Here is a 14,597-nt window from a genome sequence, read left to right on the forward strand (position 1 = left end):
CACGCCTCCTTAGCCCAGAGCCCGCCCTCGGTCCGTGAGGGTTCCAGGGAGCATGCACGAGGGGGCGCCCGTAACGCAATGGTTGCTGCGCTGTACAGGCGGTTTGCACAGGATGCGGGCGGCCTCGCCGCCCCGGGACCACCGGACGGCCCCTCGACACAGTGACCGAAGGGTCGAACAGGCGTTGAACCCGTGACCCACGCCGCAGGGAGACGCCCCAGGGAGCACGCGATGACCGGACACCGACCGCCCTCCGAGGACTCCAGCACGGACGTGGTCCGCTGGGCCGCCTTCAGCTGCGTCCTCGTCCCCGTGGTGCTCGTCTGGTACGGCACCTCGCTGGCCGGTGCGACGGGCACCGCCCTCGGCCTCGCCGCCGTCACAGCCGTCTGCCGTATCCTCCTGCGCCAGTCGGAGCGCGGCGCCGCCCGCCTGCGCGCCGAGGAGGGCGCGCCCCGTCGTGGCCGTCGTCACAGGAGCGGTACCGGGGTCCGTCGAGGCGGTCGTCACAGCGGGGGAAATACACCGGTCGGCTGACCGGTTTCCATGCACCGCGACGATTCTTTTCAGCCAACTTCCGCGTTGGGCGTGTCCCTTGGTCCAAGCACCCCCCAACCGCCGTTCCACCTGCACGGATAGGGTGTCCGAGGGGCTGTGCACCCTACGTGGATTAGCCACCGCCACAAGGCGCACTTCCCTGCACGGCCCACGAGTGCAACGCTTCGTGATCGAATGCTTTACGCCAAGTTGCCATGTCGACAATGTGCCGGATGACGAACTGGTCACGCCGACAGCACAGGACACAGTAGATTCGATCTTGACGTCTTACGGCGGGGGACTCGTGCAGGACCGAGGGGAAACGTGCAGGAGCGACACAACCGAGGAGCCGCGACCACCGAGGGGGGCTTAGCAGTATGAGCCACGACTCCACCGCCGCGCCGGAAGCCGCGGCCCGGAAGCTTTCCGGGCGCCGCCGCAAGGAGATCGTCGCGGTGCTGCTGTTCAGCGGCGGCCCCATCTTCGAGAGTTCCATACCTTTGTCGGTGTTCGGGATTGACCGCCAGGACGCCGGCGTGCCGCGCTACCGACTGCTGGTGTGCGGCGGCGAGGAAGGCCCGCTGCGGACCACAGGGGGCCTGGAACTCACCGCACCGCATGGCCTGGAAGCGATCTCACGCGCGGGCACGGTCGTCGTACCGGCCTGGCGCTCGATCACTTCACCGCCACCGGAGGAGGCGCTCGACGCACTGCGCCGGGCGCACGAGGAAGGCGCCCGCATAGTCGGGCTGTGCACCGGCGCCTTCGTACTGGCGGCGGCGGGCCTGCTGGACGGCCGCCCCGCGACCACACACTGGATGTACGCGCCGACACTGGCCAAGCGCTACCCGTCGGTGCACGTGGATCCACGAGAACTCTTCGTGGACGACGGCGACGTACTGACCTCGGCCGGTACCGCGGCCGGCATCGACCTCTGTCTCCACATCGTGCGGACGGACCACGGCAACGAGGCGGCCGGCGCGCTGGCCCGCCGCCTGGTGGTCCCGCCGCGCCGCTCGGGCGGCCAGGAGCGCTACCTCGACAGGTCTTTACCTGAGGAGATCGGCGCCGACCCGCTCGCCGAGGTCGTCGCCTGGGCGCTGGAGCACCTCCACGAGCAGTTCGACGTGGAGACGCTCGCGGCACGGGCGTACATGAGCCGTCGTACGTTCGACCGCCGGTTCCGCTCGCTGACGGGTTCGGCCCCGCTCCAGTGGCTGATCACCCAGCGGGTGCTCCAGGCGCAGCGGCTCCTGGAGACGTCGGACTACTCGGTGGACGAGGTCGCCGGGCGCTGCGGCTTCCGCTCGCCGGTGGCCCTGCGCGGGCACTTCCGGCGGCAGCTCGGCTCGTCCCCGGCCGCCTACCGGGCCGCGTACCGGGCCCGCCGTCCGCAGGGCGACAAGCCGGTGGACAGCGACGGTCCGGTGGGGGGCCCGACGGGTCCCGCGCCCAGCGCGCCCGTGCCGCTGCACCCCGAGGGCGGCCCGGTGCCGCTCCAGACCCGCCGCACCCCGGCCCCCGTGGGTCCGCCCTCGGAGAACGGCCGCGAGCTGTACGTCGGCGGCCGGGCGAGCCTGCCCGGGCAGCGCAGCGGCACCTGACGTCCTGACGCCGGGCGCGGTCCGTGAGGGCCCGCCCGGCGTTCCGGTGCCCGGCACCGACACGGGGCGCCACAAAGCGGGACGTCAGCCGTAGGGTGTTCGCATGAACGATCGCATGGTGTGGATCGACTGCGAGATGACCGGCCTCTCGCTGTCCGACGACGCGCTCATCGAGGTTGCCGCCCTCGTCACCGACTCCGAGCTCAACGTGCTCGGCGACGGTGTGGACATCGTCATCCGCCCGCCGGACCAGGCGCTGGAGACGATGCCGGAGGTGGTGCGTCAGATGCACACCGCGTCCGGACTGCTCGAGGAGCTGTCCGGCGGCACGACCCTCGCCGACGCCGAGGAGCAGGTCCTCGCCTACGTCCGCGAGCACGTCAAGGAGCCCGGCAAGGCCCCGCTGTGCGGCAACTCCGTCGGCACCGACCGCGGTTTCCTGCTGCGGGACATGCCCACCCTGGAGGACTACCTCCACTACCGGATCGTGGACGTCAGCTCCGTCAAGGAGCTCGCCCGGCGCTGGTACCCGCGGGCCTACTTCAACAGCCCGGACAAGAACGGCAATCACCGCGCCCTCGCCGACATCCGCGAGTCCATCGCGGAGCTGCGCTACTACCGCGAGGCGATCTTCGTCCCGCAGCCCGGACCCGACTCCGACACCGCCAGGACGATCGCCGCGAAGCACGTTCTGCCTGCTCAGTAAACGCGGGCGCGAGCACCCCTTCGGACCCTGTACACTTTTTCTCGGCCGGTCGGGGAAACCAGGACAGCCGAACATGGTGGGTGTAGCTCAGCTGGTAGAGCACCTGGTTGTGGTCCAGGATGCCGCGGGTTCGAGTCCCGTCACTCACCCTCTTCACCTCAGCCGGTGATCCTGGAGACAGGGTCACCGGCTGAGGTCGTTTCAGGAGCCGGACGCCTTGAGCAGGGTCCGCGCCGCCTTGCGGAAGGCCACCACCAGCCGGCTCCGTTCCTCGGCGCGGGTCGCGAGGACCACATGGGCCGGCTCGACACCGTGCAGCGGGACCGCGGTGACATCGGGGCGCATCGCACCGGCCCTGGGCAGCGCCGTGATGGCCAGGGCCTGTCCTGAGGCGATCAGTTCGAACTTGTCCTCCAGGGCGTCGGCGAGGGGCCCGTCGGGTGCCGGGCGGCCGTCCGGACGGGGGTCGACGCGCCAGTACGCGTTCCACACCGGGTCGGCCACCCGGACCAGCGGCTCGTCGGCGATGTCGTCGAGGTGGACGGACTCCCGGCCCGCGAGCCGGTGGCCGACCGGCAGCACCAGCACCCGGGGCTCCTCGTAGAGGACCGTCACCTGGGCGCCGTCGGTCGGGTAGGGCAGCCGGGTCACCAGGGCGTCGACCTTGAGCTCGGGCAGGACCGTGGTCCGCTCGCTCCAGTCGACGTGCGCGGTCCTGACGTCGGCGTCCGGGAAGCGCTCCCGCAGCGCGCGCACCGCCGGCGTGACGATGATCCCCGCCGTGTACCCGACGGTGATCCGGCTCGGCTCGGCGGCCGCCCGGGCCAGGCTCGCCGCCTGGTCCGCCGAACGCAGCAGTGCCTTCGCCCGGGGCAGGAAGACCTCCCCCGCCTCGGTGAGCCGACTGCCCTGCGGGGTCCGCTCCAGCAGCCGGGCGCCCAGCTGCTGTTCCAGCCGCCGGATCTGCCGGCTGAGCGACGGCTGCGTGACGTGCAGCGCTTCGGCGGCCCGTCCGAAGTGCCGGTGCTCGGCCACGGCCGTGAAGTACCGGACCAGCCGGAGGTCGAGATCGGTCATGCCTGAAGCGTACGTCGGCCTTTCCCGCGTCTTCCGGCCCGTGACCTCCCCACCTGCTGTGATGCCTGTTCCGTATTGCCTTATGCGAAACAGGCTTTGGACGGCCGCGGTCCTGTCTTCGCAGGCTGAAGAGGCACTCGACTCGTGCGTTCACTCTTCACAGCGAAGGATCACCATGCGTGTATTCGTCACCGGTGCGACCGGCTTCGTCGGTTCCGCCGTCACCCGTGAGCTGCTCGGTGCCGGGCACGAGGTCGTGGGCCTGGCCCGTTCGGACCGGTCCGTGCGGGCGCTGAAGGCCATGGGGGCGCAGGCGCACCTCGGCGACCTGACCGACCTCGACAGTCTGCGCCGGGGTGCCGAGGCCGCCGACGGCGTCGCCCACCTGGCCTTCATCCACGACTTCGGCAACCTGACCGCCTCGGGCGAGGCCGACCTCCGGGCGATAGAGGCCATCGGCGAGGTGCTCGAAGGCACCGGCAAGCCCCTCGTGGTCACCTCGGGACTGCTGACCGCGCCGGGGCGCGTCGGCACCGAGGAGGACCCGGCCGACCCCGACTCCCCCGGCAGGCACCGGCTCGCCTCCGAGACCGCGACGCTCGCGCTCGCCGAACGCGGGGTGAGCTCGTCGGTGCTCCGGCTCCCCCCGAGCGTGCACGGCGAGGGCGACGCAGGTTTCGTGCCCATGTTCATCGACCTCGCCCGCGACAAGGGCGTCTCGGCGATGGTCGGCGACGGCTCCAACCGGTGGGCCGCCGTCCACCGCCTCGACGCGGCCCGGCTGTTCCGGCTGGCTTTGGAGGCGGCACCGGCGGGCGTACGGCTGCACGCGATCGGCGACGAGGAGGTGCCGTTCCGCGAGATCGCCGGGGCGATCGGCCGGGGGCTCGACGTGCCGATCGTGAGCGTGGCCCCCGAGGAGGCGACGGACCACTTCGGCTGGCTCGGCCATTTCGCCGCCGTCGACATGCGGGCCTCCGCCGTGCTCACCGGCAAGCTGCTGGGCTGGCGGCCGGAGCACCCCGCGCTGCTGCCGGACCTGGAGGCGGGCCACTACTTCAGGACGGCCTGAGCGCCGCGGCACCGCCCGTCACCACGCCGCCGACTCCCGTACGCCGTGGCACCGGCCGGAGATCCTTGCGTTCAACCTCTTGACGCACCAGGTCAGGACGACGCCCGCTCCACCAGTTCGGTGGCGAGGACCACCTGCCTGCGCTCCAGGCCCCGGGACACCGCCGGGCGGCGGTCGGCGATCTCCGAGAGGAGCAGGTCGATCATGTGGCGGCCCATCTCCTCGATGGGCTGGCGGACGCTGGTAAGGGGCGGGTCCATGTGGCGGGCTATGGCCGAGTCGTCGTAGCCCACCAGGGCCACGTCCGAGGGGATGGCGCGGCCCTCCTCGCGCAGGACCTGGCGGGCGCCCGCCGCCATGACGTCCGAGCCGGCGAAGACCGCGTCCAGGTCGGGCCGGCGGGCCAGCAGCTTCGTCATCGCCCGGCGCCCGCCCTCCTCGGTGAAGTCGCCGGGCTCGATCAGCCGCTCGTCCACCTCGTGGCCCGCCTCGCGCAGCGCGTCCCGGTAGCCGTCGACGCGCCGCTGGGCGCCGTACACGTCGAGGCGGCCCGTGATGTGCGCGATCGTGCTGCGGCCGCCGGCGAGCAGGTGCTCCACCGCCGAGCGGCCGCCGCCGTAGTTGTCGGAGTCGACCGACGGCAGCGTCTCGGCCGCCGAGCGCGGGCCGCTGATCACCGCCGGGATCTCCAGCTGGGACAGCAGGTCGGGCAGCGGGTCGTCGGCGTGGACGGAGACCAGCAGGACGCCGTCGACCCGGTGGGCGGCCAGGTACTGGGCCAGCCGGCGGCGTTCGCGGTCGCTGCCCGCGAAGATCAGCAGGAGCTGCATCTCGGTTTCCGAGATCTCGGCGCCGACGCCCTTGAGCATGTCGGAGAAGTACGGCTCGGCGAAGAACCGGGTCTCCGGCTCGGGCACGACCAGGGCGATCGCGTCCGTGCGGTTGGCCGCGAGGGCGCGCGCGGCCGTGTTCGGGACGTACCCGAGCTCCGCCACCGCCGCCTCGACGGCCGCCCGCGTGGCGTCGCTGACCCGGGGCGAGCCGTTGATCACCCGGGAAACGGTCCCCCGGCCGACGCCGGCGCGCGCGGCGACCTCTTCGAGGGTGGGCCGGCCACCGCTCCGGCTCCGCGCTCCGTGGCTTGCCATGGGCTCCGCCCTTCCCACCGTGTATCTAAGCTGGCCTGGAATTTAACAGTCCCGCGTGTGGAGGTGACTGTCGCGGGGGCCACCGCCCCCGCGACGCAGGGCCACGTGCGCGAGCGGCGGCCGTGCCGAGCGGGTCCAGTTAACGGGCTGATAACTGAACGCATCTCCCCGCGTCGACTCCCTTGACACCCTCGCTCCGACCCGCGAACCTTCAACACATCACCGATGGGAGCGCTCCCACGGTACCTGACACATAAATATCCCGCACGTTCCCCGCCCGAGCCGCAGCTAGAACTAACGGGTCCAACAACGCAGTTGGCCGGGGGGTCGGCACGTCAGGCAACAGGAGGACGCAATGCGCACGACTACCCGCCGGTCCCACCGGCTGTTGGCCCTGGCGGCCGTCGCCGCACTGACAACCGGAGTGCTGGCAGGCTGTGCCGGCGACTCGGACGACGGCGACTCGTCGGGCTCGGGCAACGACTCCGGAGGCGGCAAGACCACGCTGACCATCGGCACCTTCGGAGTCTTCGGCTACAAGCAGGCCGGCCTGTACGACGAGTACATGAAGTCGCACCCCGACATCACCATCAAGGAGAACGTCACCACCCGTACCGACGTCTACTGGCCGAAGGTCCTCACCCGGCTCCAGGCCGGCTCCGGCACCGACGACATCCAGGCCATCGAGGTCGGCAACATCACCGAGGCCGTGCAGACGCAGGGCGCCAAGTTCGTCGACCTCGGCAAGGACGTCGACAAGTCGCAGTGGCTGGACTGGAAGAACGCCCAGGCCACCACCCCGGACGGCAAGCTCATCGGCCTCGGCACCGACATCGGCCCGATGGCGATCTGCTACCGCAAGGACCTGTTCGAGAAGGCCGGTCTGGAGACGGACCGCACCAAGCTCGCCGCGCAGTGGAAGGGCGACTGGAACAAGTACGTCGACCTCGGCAAGCAGTACATGAAGAAGGCGCCCAGCGGCACCAAGTTCGTGGACTCCGCCTCCTCCGTCTACAACGCGGTCCTCAACGGTGAGAGCGAGCGCTACTACGACAAGAGCGGCAAGGTCGTCTGGGACAAGTCCAGCGGTGTGAAGAACGCCTGGGACGTCGCGATGTCCGTGGCCACCAGCAACATGTCGGCGAAGCTCAAGCAGTTCGACAAGCCGTGGGACCAGGGCTACGCGAACGCCTCCTTCGCCACCGTGGCCTGCCCCGCCTGGATGATCGGCTACATCCAGGAGAAGTCCGGTGAGGCCGGCAAGGGCAAGTGGGACGTGGCGGCCGCGCCGACCGCGGGCAACTGGGGCGGCTCGTTCATCGGTGTGCCGACGGCGAGCAAGCACCAGAAGGAGGCCGTCGAGCTCGCGAAGTGGCTGACCGCGCCCGAGCAGCAGGCCAAGGTCTTCGCCAAGCAGGCCAGCTTCCCGTCCACCCCGTCGGCGTACTCGGCCCTGAAGCCGGCCGCCGCCACCACGGAGTTCTTCAGCAACGCGCCGATCACCCAGATCTTCTCCGACTCGGCGAAGACGATCCCGGCGCAGGTCTTCGGCATCAAGGACCAGCCGATCAACACCGCGCTGACCGACATCGGCATCCTCCAGGTCGAGCAGAAGGGCAAGTCCCCCGAGCAGGGCTGGGACGCTGCCACGAACGAGATCAAGGACGTGCTCGGCCAGTGACAAGCCCCAAGCAGGCACTCGCGCATCCCGCGTCGAGCGTCGAGGCCGCGCCCGGCTCCCAGCCGGGCGCGGCCCGGGGCGCTGACGGTCGCGGTACGCCGCCCGAGGGCAAGGGCCCCTGGCGCAGCCGGCTGTACCGCTGGGACATGAAGGCGTCTCCGTACGTGTTCATCGCCCCCTTCTTCGTCATCTTCGGGGCCTTCTCCCTGGTCCCGCTGCTGTACACGGCCTGGTACTCGCTGCACGACGTGCAGCTGTCCTCGCTGGACACCCAGACCTGGGCGGGCCTGGACAACTACAAGAACCTGCTCAGCTCGGACTTCTTCTGGAACGCCCTCAAGAACACCTTCACCATCGGTGTCATCTCGACCGTGCCGCAGCTCATGGCGGCGATCGGGCTGGCCCACCTGCTCAACTACAAGCTGCGCGGCTCGACCGTGTGGCGGGTCGTGATGCTGACCCCGTACGCCACCTCGGTGGCGGCCGCGACCCTCGTCTTCACGCTGCTGTACTCGTGGGACGGCGGCATGGTCAACTGGCTGCTCGACTTCGTCGGCATCGACCCGATCAACTGGCGGGAGTCCGACTGGGGTTCGCAGTTCGCGGTCTCCTCGATCGTGATCTGGCGGTGGACCGGCTACAACGCGCTGATCTACCTGGCGGCGATGCAGGCCATCCCGGCCGACCTGTACGAGTCGGCGGCGATCGACGGGGCCAACCGCTGGCAGCAGTTCCGGCACGTGACGGTCCCGCAGCTCCGGCCGACCATCCTGTTCACGGTGGTGGTGTCCACCATCGGCGCGACCCAGCTCTTCGGTGAGCCCCTGCTGTTCGGCGGGGTGAGCGGTTCCAAGGGCGGCTCCGAGCACCAGTACCAGACGCTCGGCCTGTACATGTACGACCAGGGCTGGATCATCGGCAACCTCGGCAAGGCGTCCGCGATCGCCTGGTCGATGTTCCTGATCCTGCTGATCATCGCCGCGATCAATCTGCTGGTCACCCGACGGCTGAGGAAGTCCCAATGACCACCAGTGAACTGACGTTGCCTCAGTCCCGTAAGGAGGGGCGCCGGACCCGGCGGGTCATGGGCGCGGGCAAGCAGCTCCACGCGGGCCCGATGACCTACATCGTCCTCGCGGTCTTCGCGCTCGTCTCGCTGGCACCCCTGGTGTGGACGGCGATCGCGGCCTCGCGCACCGACCGCAGGCTCGCCGAGACGCCGCCGCCGCTGTGGTTCGGCGGGAACCTGTTCAAGAACATGCAGACCGCCTGGGACGAGGCCGGACTCGGCACCGCCATGGTGAACAGCGTGATCGTGGCGGGCGCCATCACGATCAGCACGGTGCTGTTCTCCACGCTCGCCGGATTCGCCTTCGCCAAGCTGCGGTTCAGGTTCTCGGGGTTCCTGCTGCTGCTGACGATCGGCACCATGATGATCCCGCCGCAGCTCGCGGTCGTACCGCTGTACCTGTGGATGGCGGACCTCGGCTGGTCGAACCAGCTCCAGACGGTGATCCTGCCGACCCTGGTGACGGCCTTCGGCACGTTCTTCATGCGGCAGTACCTGGTGCAGGCGCTGCCGACCGAGCTGATCGAGGCGGCCCGGGTGGACGGGGCCAGCAGCATCCGGGTGGTGTGGCACGTGGTCTTCCCGGCGGCACGCCCCGCGATGGCCGTGCTCGGCCTGCTGACCTTCGTGTTCGCCTGGAACGACTTCCTGTGGCCGATCATCGCCCTGAACCAGCAGAACCCGACCGTGCAGGTCGCCCTCAACTCGCTCGGCACGGGCTATGTCCCCGACCAGGCCGTGATCATGGCGGGCGCGCTGCTCGGCACGCTGCCGCTGCTGATCGCCTTCCTCCTGTTCGGCAAGCAGATCGTGGGCGGCATCATGCAGGGCGCGATCAAGGGCTGACGCCGTCCCACGGCTTCTCCCGCACCTCTCCCGGGACCGGGCCGCCTCCGCCGCGGCCCCTGTCCCCCTCCTCCCCCTCCCCTTCTCATCCGTCGGTCCGACGACCTCCAATGGGAGCGCTTCCATGCCAGAGCCCGAATCGCCGGCGACCCCGGTGACCTTTCCCCCCGCCTTCCTGTGGGGAGCCGCGACCTCCGCCTACCAGATCGAGGGGGCGGTGCGCGAGGACGGCCGTACGCCCTCCATCTGGGACACCTTCAGCCACACCCCGGGCAAGACGGCCGGCGGCGACCACGGTGACATCGCTGTCGACCACTACCACCGCTACCGCGACGACGTGGCGCTCATGGCCGACCTGGGCCTGACGGCGTACCGCTTCTCGATCTCCTGGTCCCGGGTGCAGCCGACCGGGCGCGGCCCCGCGGTCCAGCGGGGTCTGGACTTCTACCGCAAGCTGGTGGACGAGCTCCTCGCGCACGGCATCAAGCCGGCCGTGACGCTCTACCACTGGGACCTGCCCCAGGAGCTGGAGGACGCGGGCGGCTGGCCGGAGCGCGACACGGCGTACCGGTTCGCGGAGTACGCGCAGATCGTCGGGGAGGCGCTCGGCGACCGGGTGGAGCAGTGGATCACCCTCAACGAGCCCTGGTGCGCGGCCTTTCTCGGCTACGCCTCCGGGGTGCACGCGCCGGGCCGTACCGACCCCGCGGCCTCGCTGAAGGCGGCGCACACCCTGAACCTGGCGCACGGGCTGGGCACTTCGGCCCTGCGCGCCTCGATGCCGGCCCGCAACTCGGTGGCGATCAGCCTCAACTCCTCGGTCGTGCGGCCGCTCTCGCAGGACCCGGCGGACCTGGCCGCGGCGCAGAAGATAGACGACCTGGCCAACGGCGTCTTCCACGGGCCGATCCTGCACGGCGCGTACCCGCGGACGCTGTTCACCGCCACGGAGTCGGTCACGGACTGGTCCTTCGTCGAGGACGGCGACCTCGCCCTGATCCACCAGCCGCTGGACGCGCTGGGCCTCAACTACTACACGCCCGCGCTGGTCTCGGCCGCCGACCCGGAGGCCAACGCCCCGCGCGCCGACGGCCACGGCAGCAGCGACCACTCGCCCTGGCCGGGCGCGGACGACGTCACCTTCCACCAGACGCCGGGCGAGCGCACCGAGATGGGCTGGACGATCGACCCGACGGGCCTGCACGACCTGATCATGCGCTACACGCGCGAGGCACCGGGTCTGCCGATCTACATCACGGAGAACGGCGCGGCCTACGACGACAAGCCCGACCCCGACGGCCGGGTCCACGACCCCGAGCGGATCGCCTACCTGCACGGCCACCTCGCCGCGGTCCGCCGCGCGATCGCCGACGGCGCGGACGTCCGCGGCTACTACCTGTGGTCCCTGCTGGACAACTTCGAGTGGGCGTACGGCTACGAGAAGCGTTTCGGCGCGGTCTACGTCGACTACACCACGCTGGAACGGACACCCAAGTCCAGTGCCCTCTGGTACGGCCGGGCGGCCCGCACGGGCTCGCTCCCGGAGGTCCACAGCATCCCGTGACCGACGCGGGGCCGGGGGACGGGGAAGGGGCGCGGCAGCCGAGGGGGGTGCCGCGCCCCACCGCGTTCCACCGCAGCGGGCTCGTCAGACCTCTCCGCCGAGCAGGCGGCGGGTGGTCTCCACGCCCCACTGGTCCAGGGACAGCAGGCGGTCGCTCGACGCGATCAGGCCGCCGGTCGCCTCCACGTGGGCGGCCCAGCGCTCCCGGGTCTCCACGGCCGGACGGGCCATCAGGCAGTCGGGGTCGTTGACCCAGAGCCTGCCGTGCTGCCACTGGCGGGCGGCGCCGGTGAACTCGGCGGCGTCCTGGCCCGGTTGGCTGTAGTCGCCGGCCTCGGGGCGGCGGTGCGGGGCCGTGTCGGGGCTGACCCGCATCGCGTCGAACAGGCCGACGGAGGGCAGGACGGGCGCCCCGCAGCCCAGCAGGTAGGCGTCCTCGCCGATGGCCCCGCGGATCAGCTCGATCCCGGAGCGGTACGCCGTGAGCGCGTCCGCGGCGGAGTGCCGTACGCCTTCCAGCGCGCCCGCGTAGAGGAAGTCGGCCTTGAAGTAGTCGTAGCCCTCGGCCGCCAGGGTCCTGAAGACCGACGCCAGGTACTCGGCCGCCTCGGGGTGGGTGGTGTCCAGGACGCACAAGTCGTGGCCCCAGTTGCGGCCGGCGTGCAGGAAGCCCCCGTCGAGGTCCTCGACCAGCCAGTCGGGGTGCTCGGCGGCCAGGTCGCCGGCCGGGTCGACCAGGAAGGGTGCCGTCCAGATGCCGGCCCGGCGGCCCCGTCCCCGGATCGCGTCGGCGATGCCCGCGCGGGAGCGGAAGCGGCCGGAGAGGGTGAGCCAGTCGCCGAGAGCCTTCTGGTAGCCGTCGTCGAGCTGGACGACGTCCACGGGCAGGTCGAGGGTCTCCATCGCACGGAGGTTCTCGTGGATGTCGTCCTCGGTGACGTCGGTGAAGTACTCGTACCAGGAGCACCAGACGGTGGGCGCCGGACGCGGGGCCTCGACCCCGAGCCCGGCGGCCCACTCGCCCAGCACCGACTGGATGTCCGTGCCCGTGAGCTCCCGCACCGGGCCGTCGGCGAAGACCTCCGCGGTGGCGCCGTCCACGGTGAGGCGGATCGAGGGGACCGCACGCGTGGGGTCCGGCGCCGCCCACAGCCGTACCGGCGACCCGTCGCCCGGATCGAGCGCCAGCAGCCCCTCGCCCTGGAAGGCGCCCTCGGGCACGGTGACGCCCGGCCGGTAGCAGACCGTCGCCCAGTTGTCGTTCGTCGGGCGGTACGGCTTGTCACCGAGGGCGTACGTGCCGCTGGGGCTCCAGGACTGCCAGCCCTCCTCGTGGACGCGGGCCCTGCGCGGGTCCACGGGCACCGAGGCGAGCGGGGTGAAGGGGTGGGGCACGGTGGTTCTCTCTCGGGTGCGGGCGGTCAGCCCTTGTTGGCGCCGAGGGTCAGTCCGCTGACGAACTGGCGCTGGAGCGCGAAGTAGACGACCAGGGTCGGGATGGCGGTGAGCAGGGCGCCGGCGGCGACCAGGTTGGGGTCGGTGAAGTACTGGCCGGAGAGGTTGTTCAGCGCCGAGGTGATCGGCATGTTCTCACCGGTGGAGATCAGCACGATGGCCCAGAAGAAGTCGTTGTAGATCCAGATGGACAGCAACGTCGCCAGGGCGGCCATCGCGGGCTTGCACAGCGGCAGCACGATCTGCCAGTACATCCGCCACACGGAGGCACCGTCGACCAGGGCGGCCTCGGTCAGCTCGTGCGGCAGCATCCGCATGTAGTTGGACAGGACGAAGGCGCAGAACCCGGACTGGAACGCCACGTGGATCAGGACCAGGCCGAGCGCGGAGTCGTACAGCTTGCCGCTCATCGTGATGCCGGGCAGGTCGATGAGCAGGTACATGCGGTACAGCGGGGTGATGATGACCTGCTGGGGCAGCAGGTTGCCCGCGGTGAAGACCAGCAGCAGGAAGATGTTGAGCCGGAAGTCGAAGCGGGAGACGTAGAAGGCCACCATCGAGGAGACCAGCAGGGTCAGCAGCACGGCCGGGATCGCGATGATCAGCGTGTTCCCGAAGTAGTGCAGCATGTCGGACTGCTCGAAGGCGTTGGTGAAGTTGTCCAGGCTCAGCTTGTCGGGCCAGGACACGTATCCCTTGGTGCTGGTCTCGGCGTAGGGGCGCAGGGCCGCGAAGACCGCCCACAGCAGGGGCGCGAGCCAGGCCAGCGAGGTGACGACCAGGAACACGTGCAGCAGGATGCGGGCCGGGCGGACCGGGGTGCGCTGCTTGGCCGGCGCGGTCAGGGTGCTCATGCGCGCCGCTCCTTCCGGAAGGTCGCGATCAGGTAGGGGATGATGACGACCAGCGAGATGACCAGCAGGACCACGGCGATCGCGGAGCCGTAACCGATCCGGCTGGACTCGCCGATGATGTTGTTGGTGATCAGGATCGACAGCAGCTCGGTGCCCTGGGCGCCCTTGTTGAAGACGAACACCAGGTCGAAGGCGCGCAGCGCCTCGATGATCGTGACGACGAGGACGACGGTGTTGGTGGGGCGCAGGGTGGGGAAGATGACGTTCTTGAACGTCTGCCACTCGTTCGCGCCGTCCAGTGCGGAGGCCTCCCTGAGGGAGGGGTCCACGCCCTTGAGGCCCGCCAGGTAGAGGATCATCATGTAGCCGGTGTGGCGCCAGGACGCGGCGATCAGCACGGCCCACAGGTTGAGTTTGGGGTCGCCGATCCAGTCGATGTAGTGGCCGGGCTTGTTCGCCCCGATCAGGCTGTTGATCAGCCCGGTGTCGGGGTTGTAGACGAGCTGCCACACGAACCCGGTGACCGCGAGGGAGACCACGACCGGCAGGAAGAACGCGGTCTGGTAGACGCGGGAGAAGCGGATGTTCTTGTCGAGCTGCACGGCGAGGAACAGGCCCAGGGGCGTGGGGATCAGGATGAGCACCACGAACCAGACGACGTTGTGCTCCAGGGCGGGCCAGAACTGCGGGTTGTCGGTGAAGAGCTGACGGAAGTTGTCCAGCCCCACCCACGTGATGGAGTCGAAGCCGATCCCGTCCCAGCTGGTGAAGGCCAGAGCGATCGAGGCCAGCGCGGTGACCCAGACCAGGGCCACGTGCAGGACCGTGGGCACGCCCGCCATGAAGGCGAGCGTGATCCGGTCACGACGGGTCAGCAGGCGCTTGTGGCCGTGCGGGACCCGCTTGACAGGGGCAGTGCCCGGAGGCGGCACAGCGGCCGCCTCCGGGCTCTTCTCGGTGATGTCGGTAGTCATTCAGCCGCTC

General features: G+C 70.3%; 13 protein-coding genes and 1 tRNA gene. 9 read left to right on the forward strand and 5 right to left on the reverse strand.

Annotated elements, in window-relative coordinates; all coding sequences use genetic code 11:
• The first annotated feature begins 231 nt into the window (after window positions 1–231).
• From ACIQJT_RS07855 to ACIQJT_RS07870, 4 genes are all read left to right on the forward strand, one after another.
• Window positions 232–537, forward strand: a complete 306-nt coding sequence (locus tag ACIQJT_RS07855; protein ID WP_365449954.1) for a hypothetical protein — start codon at window positions 232–234, stop codon at window positions 535–537.
• Between the two features lie 377 nt (window positions 538–914).
• A complete protein-coding gene (locus ACIQJT_RS07860) occupies window positions 915–2,141 on the forward strand; it encodes a helix-turn-helix domain-containing protein (protein WP_365449952.1) in 1,227 nt (408 codons plus the stop codon).
• A 103-nt stretch (window positions 2,142–2,244) separates the two neighbouring features.
• Window positions 2,245–2,847, forward strand: coding sequence for an oligoribonuclease (gene orn / locus ACIQJT_RS07865; protein ID WP_053848883.1), 603 nt, complete (start codon window positions 2,245–2,247; stop codon window positions 2,845–2,847).
• A 76-nt stretch (window positions 2,848–2,923) separates the two neighbouring features.
• Window positions 2,924–2,996, forward strand: a tRNA-His gene (locus tag ACIQJT_RS07870).
• Window positions 2,997–3,048: 52 nt separating this feature from the next.
• On the opposite strand, the gene ACIQJT_RS07875 is transcribed toward ACIQJT_RS07870, so the two are convergent.
• Window positions 3,049–3,924 (reverse strand): LysR family transcriptional regulator, encoded by an 876-nt coding sequence (locus ACIQJT_RS07875; RefSeq protein ID WP_365449950.1) that lies wholly within the window; start codon window positions 3,922–3,924, stop codon window positions 3,049–3,051.
• Window positions 3,925–4,099: 175 nt separating this feature from the next.
• Between ACIQJT_RS07875 and ACIQJT_RS07880 the strand changes: the two genes are divergently transcribed.
• The gene (locus tag ACIQJT_RS07880) at window positions 4,100–4,996 is read left to right on the forward strand and encodes an SDR family oxidoreductase (RefSeq protein WP_402640856.1); all 897 of its coding nucleotides are present in this window, start codon (window positions 4,100–4,102) and stop codon (window positions 4,994–4,996) included.
• Window positions 4,997–5,088: 92 nt separating this feature from the next.
• Here the strand turns inward: ACIQJT_RS07880 and ACIQJT_RS07885 are convergent, their stop codons facing one another.
• Window positions 5,089–6,144 (reverse strand): LacI family DNA-binding transcriptional regulator, encoded by a 1,056-nt coding sequence (locus ACIQJT_RS07885; protein ID WP_365449946.1) that lies wholly within the window; start codon window positions 6,142–6,144, stop codon window positions 5,089–5,091.
• Window positions 6,145–6,499: 355 nt separating this feature from the next.
• Between ACIQJT_RS07885 and ACIQJT_RS07890 the strand changes: the two genes are divergently transcribed.
• From ACIQJT_RS07890 to ACIQJT_RS07905, 4 genes are all read left to right on the forward strand, one after another.
• A complete protein-coding gene (locus ACIQJT_RS07890) occupies window positions 6,500–7,825 on the forward strand; it encodes an ABC transporter substrate-binding protein (RefSeq protein ID WP_365449944.1) in 1,326 nt (441 codons plus the stop codon).
• Complete coding sequence (locus ACIQJT_RS07895; protein ID WP_365449942.1) at window positions 7,822–8,850, forward strand: sugar ABC transporter permease; 1,029 nt, start codon at window positions 7,822–7,824, stop codon at window positions 8,848–8,850. The genes ACIQJT_RS07890 and ACIQJT_RS07895 overlap by 4 nt, the downstream gene beginning before the upstream one ends.
• Entirely contained in the window at window positions 8,847–9,740 is an 894-nt protein-coding gene (locus ACIQJT_RS07900; RefSeq protein WP_365449940.1) for a carbohydrate ABC transporter permease, read from the forward strand. Before ACIQJT_RS07895 ends, ACIQJT_RS07900 begins: the two co-directional genes overlap by 4 nt.
• Window positions 9,741–9,864: 124 nt before the next feature.
• On the forward strand, window positions 9,865–11,304 hold the full coding sequence (locus ACIQJT_RS07905; RefSeq protein WP_365449938.1) for a GH1 family beta-glucosidase: 1,440 nt from the start codon (window positions 9,865–9,867) through the stop codon (window positions 11,302–11,304).
• A gap of 84 nt (window positions 11,305–11,388) precedes the next feature.
• Here the strand turns inward: ACIQJT_RS07905 and ACIQJT_RS07910 are convergent, their stop codons facing one another.
• From ACIQJT_RS07910 to ACIQJT_RS07920, 3 genes are read right to left on the reverse strand one after another with little or no spacing between them, the layout of a single operon-like run.
• Window positions 11,389–12,699: a glycoside hydrolase family 36 protein gene (locus tag ACIQJT_RS07910; RefSeq protein WP_402640862.1), complete on the reverse strand. Its 1,311-nt coding sequence runs from the start codon at window positions 12,697–12,699 to the stop codon at window positions 11,389–11,391.
• Between the two features lie 26 nt (window positions 12,700–12,725).
• Entirely contained in the window at window positions 12,726–13,613 is an 888-nt protein-coding gene (locus tag ACIQJT_RS07915) for a carbohydrate ABC transporter permease (RefSeq protein WP_365449934.1), read from the reverse strand.
• Window positions 13,610–14,587 carry a carbohydrate ABC transporter permease gene (locus tag ACIQJT_RS07920; RefSeq protein WP_402640865.1) on the reverse strand — a complete coding sequence of 326 codons (978 nt, stop codon included), beginning with the start codon at window positions 14,585–14,587 and terminating at the stop codon, window positions 13,610–13,612. Before ACIQJT_RS07920 ends, ACIQJT_RS07915 begins: the two co-directional genes overlap by 4 nt.
• Window positions 14,588–14,597: the final 10 nt, after the last annotated feature.

The organism is Streptomyces sp. NPDC091972, from assembly GCF_044756385.1.
Taxonomy (GTDB): Bacteria; Actinomycetota; Actinomycetes; order Streptomycetales; family Streptomycetaceae; genus Streptomyces.

Excerpts from the sequence above, each read along its gene's own strand:
- ACIQJT_RS07860 (WP_365449952.1), top strand. The coding sequence starts at position 915 with ATGAGCCACGACTCCACCGCCGCGCCGGAAGCCGCGGCCCGGAAGCTT.
- ACIQJT_RS07900 (WP_365449940.1), top strand. The coding sequence starts at position 8,847 with ATGACCACCAGTGAACTGACGTTGCCTCAGTCCCGTAAGGAGGGGCGC.
- ACIQJT_RS07855 (WP_365449954.1), top strand. The coding sequence starts at position 232 with ATGACCGGACACCGACCGCCCTCCGAGGACTCCAGCACGGACGTGGTC.
- ACIQJT_RS07905 (WP_365449938.1), top strand. The coding sequence starts at position 9,865 with ATGCCAGAGCCCGAATCGCCGGCGACCCCGGTGACCTTTCCCCCCGCC.
- ACIQJT_RS07885 (WP_365449946.1), bottom strand. The coding sequence starts at position 6,144 with ATGGCAAGCCACGGAGCGCGGAGCCGGAGCGGTGGCCGGCCCACCCTC.
- orn (WP_053848883.1), top strand. The coding sequence starts at position 2,245 with ATGAACGATCGCATGGTGTGGATCGACTGCGAGATGACCGGCCTCTCG.
- ACIQJT_RS07890 (WP_365449944.1), top strand. The coding sequence starts at position 6,500 with ATGCGCACGACTACCCGCCGGTCCCACCGGCTGTTGGCCCTGGCGGCC.
- ACIQJT_RS07915 (WP_365449934.1), bottom strand. The coding sequence starts at position 13,613 with ATGAGCACCCTGACCGCGCCGGCCAAGCAGCGCACCCCGGTCCGCCCG.
- ACIQJT_RS07875 (WP_365449950.1), bottom strand. The coding sequence starts at position 3,924 with ATGACCGATCTCGACCTCCGGCTGGTCCGGTACTTCACGGCCGTGGCC.
- ACIQJT_RS07880 (WP_402640856.1), top strand. The coding sequence starts at position 4,100 with ATGCGTGTATTCGTCACCGGTGCGACCGGCTTCGTCGGTTCCGCCGTC.
- ACIQJT_RS07920 (WP_402640865.1), bottom strand. The coding sequence starts at position 14,587 with ATGACTACCGACATCACCGAGAAGAGCCCGGAGGCGGCCGCTGTGCCG.